At 68.4% G+C, this 15,280-nt stretch carries 15 protein-coding genes; 8 read left to right on the plus strand and 7 right to left on the minus strand.

The features are described from left to right. Positions 1–9 precede the first annotated feature (9 nt). A complete protein-coding gene (rpmB, locus tag GVY39_RS32090) occupies positions 10–246 on the minus strand; it encodes a 50S ribosomal protein L28 (protein ID WP_159930739.1) in 237 nt (78 codons plus the stop codon). A 102-nt stretch (positions 247–348) separates the two neighbouring features. Here rpmB and mrf point away from each other — a divergent pair, with 102 nt between their 5' ends. The 3 genes from mrf to rpmF are packed head-to-tail and all read left to right on the plus strand — an operon-like array spanning position 349 to position 2,133. Beyond that, the gene (mrf, locus tag GVY39_RS32095) at positions 349–1,701 is read left to right on the plus strand and encodes a ribosome hibernation factor-recruiting GTPase MRF (protein WP_236565790.1); all 1,353 of its coding nucleotides are present in this window, start codon (positions 349–351) and stop codon (positions 1,699–1,701) included. After that, complete coding sequence (locus GVY39_RS32100) at positions 1,698–1,958, plus strand: type B 50S ribosomal protein L31 (protein WP_159930740.1); 261 nt, start codon at positions 1,698–1,700, stop codon at positions 1,956–1,958. The genes mrf and GVY39_RS32100 overlap by 4 nt, the downstream gene beginning before the upstream one ends. Before the next feature lies 1 nt (position 1,959). Continuing rightward, positions 1,960–2,133, plus strand: a complete 174-nt coding sequence (rpmF, locus tag GVY39_RS32105; protein ID WP_159930741.1) for a 50S ribosomal protein L32 — start codon at positions 1,960–1,962, stop codon at positions 2,131–2,133. Between the two features lie 652 nt (positions 2,134–2,785). Here the strand turns inward: rpmF and GVY39_RS32110 are convergent. The 6 genes from GVY39_RS32110 to GVY39_RS32135 form a co-directional block, all read right to left on the minus strand. Further along, the gene (locus tag GVY39_RS32110) at positions 2,786–3,835 is read right to left on the minus strand and encodes a glycoside hydrolase domain-containing protein (RefSeq protein ID WP_159930742.1); all 1,050 of its coding nucleotides are present in this window, start codon (positions 3,833–3,835) and stop codon (positions 2,786–2,788) included. A gap of 158 nt (positions 3,836–3,993) precedes the next feature. Next, positions 3,994–4,803 carry an MHYT domain-containing protein gene (locus tag GVY39_RS32115; protein WP_159930743.1) on the minus strand — a complete coding sequence of 270 codons (810 nt, stop codon included), beginning with the start codon at positions 4,801–4,803 and terminating at the stop codon, positions 3,994–3,996. Further along, positions 4,796–5,353: an ATP/GTP-binding protein gene (locus tag GVY39_RS32120; protein ID WP_039801302.1), complete on the minus strand. Its 558-nt coding sequence runs from the start codon at positions 5,351–5,353 to the stop codon at positions 4,796–4,798. Before GVY39_RS32120 ends, GVY39_RS32115 begins: the two co-directional genes overlap by 8 nt. Positions 5,354–5,453: 100 nt before the next feature. Continuing rightward, positions 5,454–5,825 (minus strand): DUF742 domain-containing protein, encoded by a 372-nt coding sequence (locus GVY39_RS32125; RefSeq protein ID WP_040782732.1) that lies wholly within the window; start codon positions 5,823–5,825, stop codon positions 5,454–5,456. Between the two features lie 7 nt (positions 5,826–5,832). After that, positions 5,833–6,243: a roadblock/LC7 domain-containing protein gene (locus tag GVY39_RS32130; RefSeq protein WP_043732054.1), complete on the minus strand. Its 411-nt coding sequence runs from the start codon at positions 6,241–6,243 to the stop codon at positions 5,833–5,835. Then, on the minus strand, positions 6,240–9,005 hold the full coding sequence (locus GVY39_RS32135) for a sensor histidine kinase (RefSeq protein ID WP_159930744.1): 2,766 nt from the start codon (positions 9,003–9,005) through the stop codon (positions 6,240–6,242). The genes GVY39_RS32130 and GVY39_RS32135 overlap by 4 nt, the downstream gene beginning before the upstream one ends. Before the next feature lie 356 nt (positions 9,006–9,361). On the opposite strand from GVY39_RS32135, the gene GVY39_RS32140 reads away from it, so the two are divergent. From GVY39_RS32140 to GVY39_RS32160, 5 genes are all read left to right on the plus strand, one after another. Then, positions 9,362–10,048 carry a response regulator transcription factor gene (locus tag GVY39_RS32140; protein WP_159930745.1) on the plus strand — a complete coding sequence of 229 codons (687 nt, stop codon included), beginning with the start codon at positions 9,362–9,364 and terminating at the stop codon, positions 10,046–10,048. 10 nt (positions 10,049–10,058) lie between these two features. Beyond that, a complete protein-coding gene (locus GVY39_RS32145; protein WP_159930746.1) occupies positions 10,059–11,513 on the plus strand; it encodes a HAMP domain-containing sensor histidine kinase in 1,455 nt (484 codons plus the stop codon). Between the two features lie 250 nt (positions 11,514–11,763). Next, positions 11,764–13,134 carry a S1C family serine protease gene (locus tag GVY39_RS32150; RefSeq protein ID WP_159930747.1) on the plus strand — a complete coding sequence of 457 codons (1,371 nt, stop codon included), beginning with the start codon at positions 11,764–11,766 and terminating at the stop codon, positions 13,132–13,134. A 101-nt stretch (positions 13,135–13,235) separates the two neighbouring features. Next, positions 13,236–13,730 carry a molybdenum cofactor biosynthesis protein B gene (locus GVY39_RS32155; protein WP_181719529.1) on the plus strand — a complete coding sequence of 165 codons (495 nt, stop codon included), beginning with the start codon at positions 13,236–13,238 and terminating at the stop codon, positions 13,728–13,730. 694 nt (positions 13,731–14,424) lie between these two features. After that, positions 14,425–15,099, plus strand: coding sequence for an MspA family porin (locus tag GVY39_RS32160; RefSeq protein ID WP_159930748.1), 675 nt, complete (start codon positions 14,425–14,427; stop codon positions 15,097–15,099). Positions 15,100–15,280 lie beyond the last annotated feature (181 nt).

Consider the following 15,280-nt stretch of genomic DNA (forward strand, 5'->3'; position numbering starts at 1 on the left):
CGGCTCCTCTCAGATCTTCTCGCCGCGAGCCCGCAGCCGGGCCACCACGGCCTCGATGCCGTCCCGGTCGATGGTCTTGATGCCCTTGGCGGAGACGGTCAGCGTGACGCGCCGGCCTTCGCTGGGCAGGTAGTAGGTCTTGCGCTGGACGTTGGGGTTCCAGCGGCGGCTGGTCCGCTTGTGCGAGTGCGACACGGACTTGCCGAACCCGGGCTTGCGCCCGGTGACCTGGCAGTGGGCCGACATGCGGACTCCCTCCAGTAGTTGACAATCGTTTTCGACAATGACTGCCGGACAATGTACCGTTGCCCAACAGCAAATGAAAATCGTTACTGAAAGGGGTTCTCGGTGGCCGCGGCAGATTCCCCCCTGGTCCCACCCGCGCCCGACCGCAGGACACCCGTGGTGCTGCTCGCCGGTTTCGCCGGACTCGCCGCCGCGGGCGTGGATCGCGCGGCCGCGGTGCTCGGCATGGCTGCGGGCACCGTCGTGGTCCGCCACGATCTGGCCCAGCTGCGGGAGGGCATCGTGCATCGCACGGTGCGAACCGCGACGCGGGAAACCTCGGCCGTGCTCGAGCTCGCGCACGGCTGTGTCTCCTGCACGCTGCGCATGGATCTGCTCCCGCTGCTGTGCACGCTGGCCCGACGCGAATCGGTGGACCGCATCGTGCTCGCGCTGGACCCGGCGTTCGAGGCCGAAGCCGTGTGCCACGCCATCGAGCAGGTCGTGGTCGCCGACGTGCACGGCCGCGTCGACGGACCGGCCGGGAGTGACGTACGGGTGGAGGCGGTATTGACCTGCCTGGACGCCGATCGGTGGCTGGCTGACGCGACCGGGGAGGAGACACTCGCCGAACGCGGCCTCGCCGCTGCCGACGACGACCGGACGGTGGCGCAAGTCGCGGTCGGTCAGGTCGATTTCGCCGATGCCGTCATCGCGCTCGGCGCCGCGGACGAGCACGCGGCGGTGCTCGCCGACGCATCGGCCGACCGGGGCAAGCTCGCGGCCGTACTCGCCAGGCTGGTCCCCGGCGCGCCGGTCGCCTGGGTGGACGAGCCGGGCGCGGTCATGCCCGCCCTGGTCGAAACGCTGCTCACACGCGTCCCGGCTGATTCCCGACGCGGCAGGATCTTCGACGCGCACGCACCGCTACTGCGTGGCCGTCCGCCCCTGACCAGCGACTACGGCGTCGAACTCGTGGAGTTCGCCGCGGCGCGGCCGTTCCATCCGGTTCGCCTGCACGAGGCGCTGGACGTGCTGTTGGACGGCGTCGTGACCGCGCGCGGGCGCATCTGGCTGGCCACCCAGCCCGACGAGGTGGTGTGGCTGGAATCCGCGGGCGGTGGCCTGCGGGTGGGCGGCGCGGGACGCTGGCTGGCCGCGATGTCGGAGGACGAGCTGGCCGAAGCGGATCCGGAGCGCCGGGCCATGGCCGCCCTGCGCTGGGACGAGCGGTTCGGGGACCGGGACATCTCGCTGTCGATCCTGGTGCACGAGGCCGACCCGGCGGAGATTCGCGAGGCATTGCACTGGGCTCTGGTGGAGGACGACGAACTGCGGCTGGTCGAGCGCGCGCCGGAGCGCGTAGCGCAGTGGGAGGACCCGTTCGGCGAATGGCACGCCGACCCGTGCGCCGACGGCGACGAGGCCGGACAGCCTGTGGAGGACGCGAAAAGCCCGAGAGGAGAAGCGAAATGAAGAAGGGGATCCATCCGGACTACCATCCGGTGATCTTCGAGGACGCGAGCACCGGCAAGCGGTTCCTCACCCGGTCCACGGCCACCAGTGCGCGCACGGTGGAGTGGACCGACGGCAACACCTACCCGCTGTTGACGGTGGACGTCACCGCCGACTCGCACCCGTTCTGGACCGGCGCGCACCGCGTGCTGGACACCCAGGGGCGTGTGGAGAAGTTCGAACGCAAATACGGCAAGCGCGCGCGGAAGGAGTCCTGAGATGGCGGTACCGAAGCGGAGGATGTCGCGGTCGAACACCCGCAGCCGCCGGTCGAATTGGAAGGCCGCGCCGGTGGACCTGGTCCCGGTGACCGTCGGGGGCGTCGTGCACAAGGTGCCGCGCAGGCTGGTCGCCGCGGTGCGCCGTGGTCTGATCGACGTCGAGCGGCTGTAGATCGGGCGCTCGGAACCCATTGCGACCGAAGCGGGGCCGACCGGAGTGATCCGGGCGGCCCCGCTTCGTCGGGCTGTGCGTCGGCCGACCGTGCCGGCGACGGCGCGAGGGCTACGGTGATCCAAAGCATTCGGCAGCGGCCGGACCGGCGATCACCATCGAGCGCGACCGGGACGGTTGCGCGGACTAATTCGATCGACCGCGGTGTTCAGCGCCGCGCGCGAGCCGGTGCACGATAACTTGCGGGATGCTGGTGACCGTCCTCGGGCGCTGGATACTGGTCGATTGTCCGGAAATGGATATCGAAGCGCTCCGGAACAGGGATACGCGGCCGTCGCTCGCTGCATCAGCTATCTTTTGGCTATCAAAGTGTCCGGCATCACGTCGCACTATTGCGCCCGGCTCGATTGCGATCGGATAGCCACACGGCGAAATGCATACTGACGGTAGGTTTTTGGTCGGCAGAAAAGTCCGCCGAAAATGATGCGCGCGCAGCCGGATGCCGGTACCCTCGTCCTCGAGGGCGGGTTCTCCTGGTTTTCAGGAGAACCCGTCCATCGCCAATTCCGGGGCCGTCGCGCCGGTCCCGATCTCTCGTCGCACTCTCGCCCTGCCGGAGTGCCCGCACCAGGACGCTGCGCCGCTGTGCGACTCAGTTTTTCGAGGTCAGCTCCACCGCTCCGTCGCCATCACCCGGTGCGCGCCGCTCGCCGCCGTCGTTTCCCGGCAGACCGGGAAAGTCCGGCAACAGCGCCTCCAGGCGCGCCAGCTGCTCGCCGACGAGCGCGGCGGGACCCTCGATCAGCGACAGTGGCCACGGCCAGTGCCGCCCATTCCACCGCTGCACCTGTTCGGTCAGCTCGGCCGTCGTCGCCTCCAGTTCGCTGATCTCGATGCGCAATTCGCCTACTTGCGTTCGCAACTCGGTGGTTTCTCGCTCCAAGGTGGCGATACGGGCCAGCGCCGCGGCCAATCCGTCCACCAGCGTCCGATTCCGGCCGTCCGCGTCGGCGCCCAGCTGCGGCCAGCCCGACAGCCCCGGCCCCCGCAGTTGGATCTGGATGTCGCGCAGCACTTCCTCTTGTTCCGGCGTCACGTCCGGATCCTCCCGTTCGACGAAATCCCATTGGCCGAAATCGGTTGTCTCGGCCTTGTTCACGTCACAGCGCACGCCGCCGACCGTCGCTTGGCGCCGCGTCTGATGAATGGCGCGTCTGGTTTCCACGTTCGCGCCGGACCAGGCGTCGGTCTGCCATGCCCAGGTCGCGTATCCGGCGTCCAGTGCCCGGCTGACCGCCCAGTACCCTCCGTAGATTCCGACGTTCGGCCGGCCGAGCACGGTCGCGACGCCGTCCAGATAGGCGTTGACGCGCAACTGGTCGTGCGGCGAAACGTCGAAATCCGCGGAGAAATAGATCGGCCGGTCCACCCGCCCACCGCAGCGAAGCACCTGCGCGAGGCCCGCGCGCGCGTCCACGATGCCCGCGCCGTAGCCGTCCAGCATCCGCGCGGCCGTGGTCTCCCATTTCGACACGATCGAGACGTCGTGCGTCCGCAGATCGTTCGCCTCGGCCGGGGTGAGCAGCTTGCCAGGGAGGCTCGGACCGCCCTCGGACAGATACCGCACAACGAAGTCGAACCCCGCCGCCCGAATCGCCGCGCCCCCAGGACGTCCAGCGGCGTAGTCCAGACCGAAACGCATGGCTCCCACTGTAAGTGGGCGGGGCGGGCGAATTCGGGGCATCGCCGAATCCGGGCCGTCCGCGGGCATCTGTTAGCGGGAAACAGTCGAAGAGTCTCGAAGAGCGGAGCGAAACGGGGTGAGCGGCCGTGCGATCCGCCCTGGTCGGCGACCCAGGATCAGCGAGCGGACTCCAGCTTGGGCCTGCGCGACTTCGGTGGTCCGGCCAGCTCGCGGCGGTCCGGCGCGATCAGCACCGCGGAGATCGGCACCGTCAACGCCAGCAAGCCGATGACGAACATCGGGAACACGAAGTCGAACAACTCCACGCCGTCGGGCACCTTCGCCGCCCGGTTGACGTCGAAGTGCAACGCGGCGATCGCCGTGTAATACGTGGCGGCCACACCGACACCGAACAGCAGCACGGTCGCGGCGCGGGCCAGCGGGAAGCGCGGCGTCTGGAACAGCCACATCGTGGCGGTCGCGGTGATCACCCCGATCACACCGGAGACGATGGCCAGCCACATCGTCACGCCGACCGCCCCCTGGATCTCGAGCGAGCCGACGCCGAGGTAGTGGGTGACGCCGATGCCAAGGCCCAGTACCGCGCCGCCGGGCAGCAGCAGCGTCAGCCGCGGGGTGCGCCCGATGATCACCAGCGCCGCGAATACCGCCGCGACGGAGACCACCAAGGCCGCGATCAACCTGCCCGTGTCGTAACGCATGGCGCTACCGGGCACTTTCAGGCCCAACATGGCCACCGAGGTGGCCAGCCACACTCCGACGCCGCCGAGCGATATCGCCGCGGAAACCAGCCACACGAGCCGGAACTGCACCGAACGCGCGCCGTGCACGATGCAGGCGAACCCGACGACCGCGCCAAGCACCGAGATGCCCAGCGACAGCGTCACCAGCCAATAGCCGAGAGCGAACTGGTCGACGGACGTTCCGGCGCCACCGCCCGCGGCCAGCACCGCGACCTCACGCATGCCGGGCGGTTCCTTCCAGTTCGCTCGCTTTCAGCTGGGCGATAGCGTATTCGGTGACCGCGGCGAGCGCCTGGCGCACTTCGATCGCGTTGCGGGCGTCGATGTCCACGATCGGCACGCCCTCACGAACCGAAAGCGCCTCGCGCAGCTCGGCGATGGGGAAGCGCGGCGCGTCCGGGAAGCGGTTGACCGCGATCAGGAACGGCAGCTTGCGCGCCTCGAAGAAGTCGACCGCGGCGAAACTGTCCTCCAGCCGCCGGGTATCGATCAGCACCACTGCGCCGATCGCACCGCGGATCAGGTCGTCCCACATGAACCAGAACCGCCGCTGACCCGGCGTACCGAACAGGTATAGCACCAGGTTGCCGGGCAGGATGATCCGGCCGAAGTCCATCGCGACCGTGGTGGTCTCCTTCTCCGGCGTTTCGGCGAGATCGTCGATGCCGTCGGAGTAACGGGTCACCATCGCCTCGGTGCGCAGCGGAACGATCTCCGACACCGCGCCGACGAACGTGGTCTTGCCCGCGCCGAAGCCGCCCGCGACGACTATCTTCGTCGAAGCGACCCGGTTTTCGAAGCCTTCGGGCCCGGGGGTGCTTCCCGGTCCGGCATTCCCACTTGGCCCGGGATGTCCACTGGGCCCCAGATTCCTATAGGGCGCGGAGTCCACGCAATGTCCTCTCCATCAGGGAACGGCGCTCGTCATAGCTCGCCTCTTCGGTCAGGGTCGAATGCACGCGCATGGTGCCATCGACGACCAGGTCGCCGATCACCACTCGGACCATGCCGAGCGGCCGGTCCAGATGTGCCGCGATCTCGGCGACCGACAGCCGGTGCGTGCCGAGTCGCAGTATCTCGGTGCGGATGTCGCCGGTCGGCCAGTCGAGATGTGCAGTGTACGACAAGGTTTCGATGACTGCCTCCAGCGGCAGGTCGATCGCGGGTTCGGTGCGCCCGGACGTCAGGGCGTAGGGCCGGACGCGCGTGGTCGGTCGTGGTCCGGGGCCGTATGGGTTGGACATCTCACGCTCAGACAGCGGTGCGCGCGGTCGCGGTGACCACCGACCCCACCCGATCGACCAGCAGTGCCATCTCGTAGCCGATACGGCCGATGTCGTGGGACTTGTTCGCCAGCACGGCCAGATGCGAACCGTTGCCGACGCTCATCACCAGCAGGTAGCCGCGCTGCATCTCCACGATCGACTGCATCACCTTGCCACCGTCGAACAGCGAGGCCGCGCCCATGGAGAGGCTGGCCAGACCGGCGGTGACGGCAGCGAGCTGTTCGGCGCGGTCGCTGGGCAGATGCGGACTGGTGGCCTGCAACAAGCCGTCCGCCGACACCAGCACCGCGTGGGACACGCCGGGCACATCTCGGGTGAAGCGGGCGACCAGCCAGTTCAGATTCTCGTCCGTGGTGCTGTTGTTCGCGTTGGTCATGCAAGCCCTCCGTCGTTGTACTGCGCATTGGCCCGCCCGCTGCGGACCCCACTGAGATGCCTGGTCAGGTTGTTGCGAATTTCTTCCGGATCACGCGTTCCCGCGTCCTCCGCCGGCGCCAAACCGCCGGGCACCAGCTGGGCGCCGGGCCTGCGGATCGGCAGTCCGCCCACGGTACGCGCGGTGGTGGTCGGATGGCTTGCGTCCTCGGCGGCCATCCAGCCCGCGTCACCGGGCGAGGACCAAGTGTTCTCCGGCGATTGCGAGGTCGAGGGCTCGACCAGCCATTCCGAGACCATGCGCTGATAGATCGGGGTCGGTGAGGCGCCCGCGACCGGCTGCAACCGGGAGGAGGTCACCGTCGCGGGTTCCGGTGCCGCCTCCTGCGGCGGGTCGGCGGGTACAGCGGGCTTCCGGATCGGAAGACCGGACCGGGCGGTGGTCTGCGGTGCGGGGGGCTGGCTCGGAGCGGCCGCGGTGGGTCCGGTCGCGGGCTCATCGTCCTTGAACTCAGCCCACAGATCGGTGCGCGCCGGCTCCTGCTCCCGCTCGGCGGTCCGCTCACCCGCGGCGGGCGTCACCGGTGCGAACGGGCCGGTCGGGGTGCGGTCGTCAGCGCGCGGCGCGAGCACCGGCCACGGCTGGGTGGCCGGCTGTTCCGCCGGGTTGACCGCTCGGCCGACTGGAGTGGAGACCGTGGGCTGGTCGGGAGCGTCGGCGACGCGGATGGCCGGACGGCGCTGGGGCAAACCCGAACTCGTCACGCCGAAGCGAGCGGTGTCGCGCTGCGGCAGGCTCGGCACCGGGACCAGGTTGCGCGGCTGCGCGCCGGTGGGCGGGGTGGCGAGCGAGGGCAGCTGATGCTCGGCCGTGATGTCGAGCGGCTTGCCCGCGGGGTCGGTGGCGTCCATCGGCGGCGCGACCAGGGCGCCGGGCAGGTGCACGCTGGCTGTGATGCCCGGTTGCTGCGCCATCGTGGAGGTGCGGCGCAGGCTGACGGTGATGGTGTGGCGCTTGGCCAAGCGGCCGACGACGAACAGGCCCATGCGGCGCGCGGTCTCGACGGTGACCTCACCACCGGAGGCGAGCCGGTCGTTGGTCGTCTGCAGGTCTTCCAGGGACATGCCGAGACCGCGGTCGGTGATCTCGATCAGATAGCCGCCGTCCACCGCGCGCGACACCATGACGGTGACCGGCGTGGTCGGCGGAGAGTATCGCAGTGCGTTGTCGATCAGCTCGGCGAGCAGGTGCTCGATGTCGACGGCGGGCTCACCCGCGACGATGCCGTCGGGCACCGCGCCGATCTCGACCCGCTGGTAGTCCTCGACCTGGGAGACCGCGCTCCACAGCATGTCCGACAACGGCACCGGGTGCAGCTGGCCGCGACGCAGCGCGGTACCGGCGAGCACCAGCAGATTGTCGCCGTTGCGGCGCATGCGGGTGGCCAGATGGTCCAGGCGGAACAGGCTCTGCAGCCGGTCGGTGTCGTCCTCGTCGTGCTCGAGGTCTTCGATCAGCGCCAGCTGCTGCTCGACCAGCGATTGGCTGCGACGGGACAGGGTTTCGAACATGTTGCCGATCTGCAGGCGCAGGCGGGCCTGATCGGCGGCGAGATTCAGCGCCTGCTCGTGGATCTCGTCCACGGCGCGGGCGAGCTGGCCGATCTCGTCGGTGGAGTGCACCGCGACCGGGGTGATCTCCGGTGTGGTGCCGCCCGCGCGCACCACGGCGAGCTCGTCGGGCAGCTTGATGTGCGCGACCTCGAGTGCGTCCCGCCGCAGGCGGCGGACCGGGACGACCAGGGTGCGCGCGACCGAGAGGGCCAGAGCCAGGCCCGCGAGCAGCATCCCGATGACGATCGTCGTCTCGCGCAGCGCACCCGTCTGCGCTTCGATGGTGCGGTCGGCCAGCGCACTGTCGATGGTGTCGATCAGCTGCGCGGTGGTCTTCTCGTAGGTGTCCGAGCTGACTTGCAGCGAGTCGAGCACGGCGGGGTTGGTCGCCGGGTCGGCGGCGTTCTGGCTGAAGGTGCCCAGACGGGTCTGCACCGCGTCCAGCAGCGGGCGCATATTGCCCGCGTAGTCCGGCAGGATCTGCGCGTACTGGTAGATCATCGTGATCTCGGCGCCGGCGGCGACCAGCACGCGGGGCCGCACGCTCGGGTTGCGTCCGGCGTCCGGCGAGCCGATCAGCATGCGCTGCTGGGTGAGCACGCGCCGCGCGGTCTGCACCGACGCCAGCTGCAGGAAGTAGCGCTGGATGACCAGGTCGTCCACCGACGGCGACAGCGCCAGCGCGTTGCCGATGCGCACCATGATCTCGTCGGACTGCTCGCCGACCATCGCGGGTGAGCCGTTGCGGAGACTGTTGCGCATCGTGGTGCCGGTGGCGATGGCCGAGGCGAGCTCGGAGGTGACCCGGCCGCTGACCTTGGTGGTCTGCAACGCGGCCTCCAGCTCGGCCAGCGCCTGGTCGAACCGCGTCAGCGCGGCGTCGGTCTGCGGGTCCGCGGTGTTGCCCCAGGTGGCTGTCGCGGTGACGCCGAGTTGCTCGGTGGCGGAACCGAACTTGACGATCGGCCGGATGATGATGGCCTGTTCGGTCGCCGCGTCCAACTGTGCCATCGTGCGCAGCTCGTTGTTGATTCGGAGCACGGCGAAGACGCCGGCCAGCAGCACCGGAAGCACCAGCACCACGCCGACCTTGCGGGTGACCGACCAGTTCGACAGGCTGAATTGCCAGGACCGCGGTGCAGCTTCCATCCGCTTCCGTCGCCTCCGCTTCACCAGTGACCTCGGGCGCGCGTGGCTGTTCGGTATTGATTCAACCCGCAAAGAACCAACTAGAGGTCTTCTTTTTACCGCACGGAACATACCGTGCAGAGTGGTCAACGGCAATCCGGGGGAGTCGTTCTGCAAATTGCCGAATATGGCTATAGAGAACGAGTTTCGCGGTGGAATGCGTAAGGGACGCGTCAACTTCTCGCTGCGGCCATGGAAGGTGCTGGTCACCCGGGGTTGACAGGGGCGACGCGCCATGGCGGGACGCGTGCTCTGCGCACGGCGTGTCGGGAGCGCCCTCTCAGTTACCTCTCAGTCGCTGCGGTCAAACTGGTGGCATGCGCATTCTGGTGGTCGATGACGATCGGGCGGTCCGCGAATCGCTGCGCCGGTCGCTCACCTTCAACGGCTACTCCGTCGATCTCGCCGTCGACGGTGTGGACGCGCTGGAGAAGGCAACCGTCCAGCGACCGGACGCGCTCGTGCTGGACGTGATGATGCCCCGGCTCGACGGGCTCGAGGTATGCCGCCGTCTCCGCAGCACCGGCGATGATTTGCCGATTCTGGTTCTCACTGCGCGAGATTCGGTGTCCGAGCGGGTCGCCGGGCTCGATGCCGGTGCCGATGATTATTTGCCGAAGCCTTTCGCGCTGGAGGAACTGCTGGCCAGGCTGCGCGCGCTGTTGCGGCGTACCGCCGCCGATCCGGGTGAGGCCTCGGAGGCGATGAAGTTCGCTGATCTGTCGCTGGACCCGGTGACGCGGGAGGTGTCCCGTGGCGTCCGCCCGATCAGTCTCACCCGCACCGAGTTCTCACTGCTGGAAATGTTGATGGCGAACCCGCGTCGTGTGCTCACCCGCAGCCGCATTCTCGAAGAGGTCTGGGGCTACGATTTCCCAACCTCGGGAAATGCGCTCGAGGTCTATATCGGTTATCTGCGCCGCAAGACCGAGGCGGAGGGCGAACCGCGACTGATCCATACCGTGCGTGGCGTGGGCTACGTGCTGCGCGAAACGCCGCCGTAGGTCGGCGGTCATGGCACGGACACCTCCCAAGCCCCCCGTCGTCGCCGCCCTCGGCCAGGGACAGCCCGAGTCCCCGGACATGCGGCCACCCATGCCGCTGACCCGGTCGGTCTCGCTGCGGTGGCGGGTGACGCTGCTTGCCGCCTCGGTCGTGGCGATCGCGGTGGCGGTCACCTCGATCGCGGCCTACGCCTTGGTGGCGCGCGCCCTGTACGACGACGTGGACGCCCAGTTGCGCAGCCGGGCCACGGCGGTGATCGCGAGCAACCCCTACGGGTTCAACAATCTGAATCTGATGGTGGCCGCCGCCTTCTACGACGACACCGGCATCGCCCTGATCTATCCCGATCTGGGCCGCTGGCTGCCGCCGCAGTCGACCGATCCGCCCATCGGGAGCCAGGAGCTGGCCGTCGCGCGTGGCGAGCGGAGTTCCTCGCTGCGCACCGTCGGCAATCAGCGCGCACTCGCCGTACACACCGACTCGGGTGCGACGCTGGTCATCTCGCAGCGATTGGACCGCACCAGGGAGGTGCTCGACCGGCTCGCCTGGCTGTTGTTCGTCGTGGGCGGCTGCGGCGTGGTGCTGGCCGCGGCGGCGGGCACGGCGGTCGGCCGGACCGGTCTGCGGCCCATCGCGCGATTGACGGCGGCCACCGAGCGGATCGCGCGCACCGACGATCTGACGCCGATCCCGGTGACCGGTGACGACGAACTGGCAAGGCTCACAGAGAGTTTCAACACCATGCTGCGCGCACTGACCGAGTCGCGTGATCGGCAGCGCAGGCTCGTCGCCGACGCAGGGCACGAATTGCGTACGCCGCTGACGTCGCTGCGGACCAACATGGAGTTGCTCATCGCTTCGAGCCGTCCCGGCGCTCCCCGCCTCCCAGAGGAGGACATGGCCGGACTGCGCGCCGACGTGATAGCCCAGATCGAGGAGTTGTCGACTCTGGTGGGCGATCTGGTCGATCTCGCGCGGGAGGACGCTCCGGAAACCGTCTACGAGCGCCTGGATCTCGGGGAGGTGGTGGAACGCGCGCTCGAGCGCGCCCGGCGCCGCCGCGCGGGCATCGAGTTCGTCGCCGACCTGCGTCCGTGGTTCGTCTACGGGCACGAGGCAGGCCTCGAGCGCGCGGTGCTGAACGTGCTCGACAACGCGGCCAAGTGGAGCCCGGCCGGCGCGCAGGTCCGCATCCTCATGCGCGAAAGCGGACCCGGCCTGCTCGAACTGTCCATCGACGACGCGGGACCCGGGATTCCCCCGGCGGAGCGCGAGTTGGTGTTCGAGCGCTTCTATCGGGTCATGTCGTCGCGGTCGATGCCGGGCTCCGGCCTCGGCTTGGCGATCGTCAAGCAGGTCGTGACGAAACACGGCGGCACCATCGCCATCGATACCTCGCAACGCGGCGGCGCCGTCGTCCGCATCGTGTTGCCCGGAGAGCCGGGCGCGCCCGCGCCCGATTGACGCAATACCGGGCAAGAGAAGACCATTTACCGCACAATCTTGGTGTTCTGTGCGGAATATTCATCTTCGGTGGGGTATTTCGGACATTGCTCCGATCGGTTTGCCACAGGATTTGAGACATCAAGTTGGCGGTGGTTCTATTGTGCACCGGCTCCTGGGGACAGATCTCGGAAAACTGAAAGCACGGTCTCAGTCCGCTCTCAGTCGCCGTGGCCACCCTGGTCGGGACGTGAGCAGAAACGAGGAGTCCATGACCGAGGATTCGAAGGACCGCCGGGAGCCGGGCCCGCCGGACGCAGGCGCGCTCGGACCGCGGGAGGCGCACGCGCCCGGTTACGGTTCGCAGGAAGCGCAGCATCCCACCGCGCCGTATCCGCAGCACCACTCGGCTGCGCCGTACCCAGGGCATCCCGCGTCCTTCGGTCCACCGAAGGACGCCACGTACCCGCAGGGTCCGGTCTACGGCGCCCCGCCCGCACCGGCCCGCCGTCCGTTCCGTGCGGGACTGGCCGTGGGGGCCGTGGCGCTCGCCCTGGTCAGCGGTGGCGTCGGCGGTGCGGTCGGCGCGCTGGTCACGCACGGCGACGACGGCCGCGCCCCGGTGACCAACGCCTTGGACGCGCCGAAGCCGAATATGAGCAACGCGGTCAACGCTCCGGCCGGCTCCACCCAGGCGGTCGCACAGAAGGTGCTGCCCAGCGTCGTGATGATCAAAGTGGCCAGCAGCAAGGCCGAGGGCGAGGGCTCCGGAGTGGTCCTGTCCTCCGACGGCCTGATCCTTACCAACAATCACGTGGCCGCGGGCGGTGGACCGAACGCCAGGATGGAGGTTGTGTTCTCCGACGGCAGCAGTGCGCCCGCCACCCTGGTCGGCGCCGATCCGGTCTCCGACCTGGCCGTCATCCGAGCGTCCGGCAAGAGCGGCCTGACTCCGATCGAACTGGGCACCTCGGCGAATCTGCAGGTCGGCCAGCCGGTTGTCGCGATCGGCTCGCCGCTCGGTCTGGCGGGCACGGTCACTACGGGCATCGTCTCGGCGCTGAACCGGCCGGTCGTGACCTCCGGTGACGGCAGCGAGCCCGGTCCCGCGGTCAGCCCGGTGATCGACGCGATTCAGACGGATGCCGCGATCAACCCCGGCAACTCGGGCGGCGCGCTGGTGGACGGCAACGGCAAGCTCGTCGGAATCAACACCGCCATCGCGACGCTGGGGCCCACCGAGATGGCAGGCGGCCAGACCGGGTCGATCGGACTCGGGTTCGCGATCCCGGTCGATCAGGCGCGGCGGGTGGCCGACGAACTGATCAAGACCGGCAAGGCCACCTACGCGCAGATCGGTATCACCGTGTCGCGTCAACAGGATCCGGCGCAGCAGATTTCCGGCGCGAAGGTCCGCGACGTCACGCCGGACGGTCCCGCCGCACGCGCGGGCATTCCGCCGGGGGCGGTGGTGACGAGGCTCGATGACCGCCCGATCGATTCCGGGAACGCGCTCGTCGCCGCGGTCCGCTCACACCAACCAGGAGACAAGGTGAAGGTCACCTACAGCGATGAGCAGGGCAACAACTCCAAGACCGTCGAGGTGACCCTCTCCGGCGCGCCCGCGGACGGTGGCCGGTGATGCGCGCGGTCCCCGGTGGACAGGGCCGGACGATCGATGTCGACCCCGACGTTCTCGGCGCGGCCGCCGAGTTGCTCGGCGCAGGCGCTACGGTGAGCACCATGGAAATCGATGCTCCTGTGGCGGGGCGTGCTCTGGTGGTGGTCGTCGACGACAGGACGGCGCATGGAGGTATTGACTCGCTCGGTCCGCTGGTCACCGAGCTGCTCACCGAGGCGGGTTTCCTCGTGGACGCCTCGGTGTCGGTGCAAGCCGACGAGGTGGAGATCCGCAACGCGCTCAACACGGCGGTGATCGGCGGCGTGGATCTGGTCATCTCCGTCGGCGGCACGGGCATGTCCCCGCGTGACGTGACCCCGGAGGCGACCTCGCAGGTGCTCGACCGCGAGCTGCCGGGCATCAGCGAAGCCCTCCGTTCCTCCGGCCGCGTGGCCGGCTCGCTGGACGCCGGGCTCTCTCGCGGTGTGGCAGGCGTGTCCGGGAGCACTTTGGTGGTCAACCTGCCCGGCACCCGGTCCGCCATCCGGGACGGCATGGCGACGCTCGGCCCGCTCGCCAGCCGGGTGATCGGCGAACTCTCCGGATTGGTCGAATAATCAGCGCACCCTCTCCCGCCGAGAACCCTCGCCCGGCCGCGCGCCGGGCGAGGGATGCGCGCTTGGCGAAGATCTTCGGCGACACTCTGCCGGAGACCACCGGCGACGAGCGCGACGACCGTGACGACGGCGGCCGCGCCGAGGACTGGCTGCGAGCCCAAGTTCCCCCGCATCACGGCTGAGGCCGTTATCTACGTAGTTGCTACGTACTGCCGTCGGCCATTTTTGTGATCCTCCAGTGATCAATTCAGCTCGGAAGTAATCCGGCCGAGACGCTTTACCGCCGGTCGCGGATCCGCGACGTCGGCGTCGCTGTGCCCATACGCGACCATTGCGCACCTGGTCAGCCGTAGCGATCCGGTATTTATGCACGTCACGCCATATTCAGATGTGCGCAACTGTGGCGGGAGTCACCTTGAACTTTACGAAACCTCGCGTTGCGAGGCTCGTTATAGAACGTTTAATCTCCCATCGAGCCACTCCACAGTTGGACATCACAGGCCCGGGCACCGGCACGCACTACGCCGCTCGACGGAACCATGGCTCGGTTCCGGCGCCGGTAAGTTGGTTGCGCCGAAATAACAGCCGGTTACACATCGGCAACAAAGGAGCGACACACTGAGCTGGGCCTGAGAGGACCATCTGTCCAGCCTCGACGGTCGAGGTTGACTGTTTGAACCTGATGAGGGGAAGTATGAGCGAGAACCGCACCAATGGTCTGCGCCGCGGTGTCCGCGTCGCGGGCATCGGCGCTGCCGCGGCTGTAGCCATGGGCCTGCTTTCGACCGGTGCTGCCAACGCCGACACCTTCGTGCCGTTGCCGGACGGCCAGAAGGTGGGTACCGGCGTGACGATCACCCGCAATGGTGAGCGCGCCTTGATCTCCCCGTCCCTTGCTGCGAACGGTGCCGGCCGTGTCGTGTGGGTTTCGGGGAACGCCATTGCCGATGTCGCTGTGACGCCGGAAGGTGAGATCGGCCCGAACAACGGCCCGAGCGGAAACCCGGGCACGAATAATTCGTCCACTCACGGTGCCTCGCAGCTGAGCACCGGTTACATTGTCGGCTGCCAGATCAGCATCGCCGACGACGCCATCTCCGCGGGTGTGTCGGGCAGTGTGAACCTCAGCGGCGCCAGCGCGGGCGGTTCCATCGGTATCAACCTCGGTCCCGGCGAGGTCACGTTCGTTCAGATCGATTACAAAGACATCCTCAAGCCCGGGGTGTACTCCGTCGAGTATCAGGATGCCGAGATTCAGATCCAGGGCTGCGCTGGTTACGCGCAGGCGCGTTCGTACACGGTCGTCGAGATCATCGGCGATCACTATTCGAAGACCACCCTCTACGGGATGCCGTTCAGCATCGGCTGACGTCTGTCGAAACCAACGAACCATCCTCCCGCTGAAGCGGACTCAACCCTCGAGGGAATCTCAATGACCATGTCAAGCCGCAGCTCGGATTCCGTTGATGCTCGGGGGCTGGGTGTCGAAGGGGCGGTTGTCGCGCAGCAGTGCCCACAGCACGTCGACCAGGCGCCGGGCCAACGCTAGA

This window comes from Nocardia sp. CY15, from assembly GCF_009829295.1.
GTDB classification, from domain to species: domain Bacteria; phylum Actinomycetota; class Actinomycetes; order Mycobacteriales; family Mycobacteriaceae; genus Nocardia; species Nocardia sputi.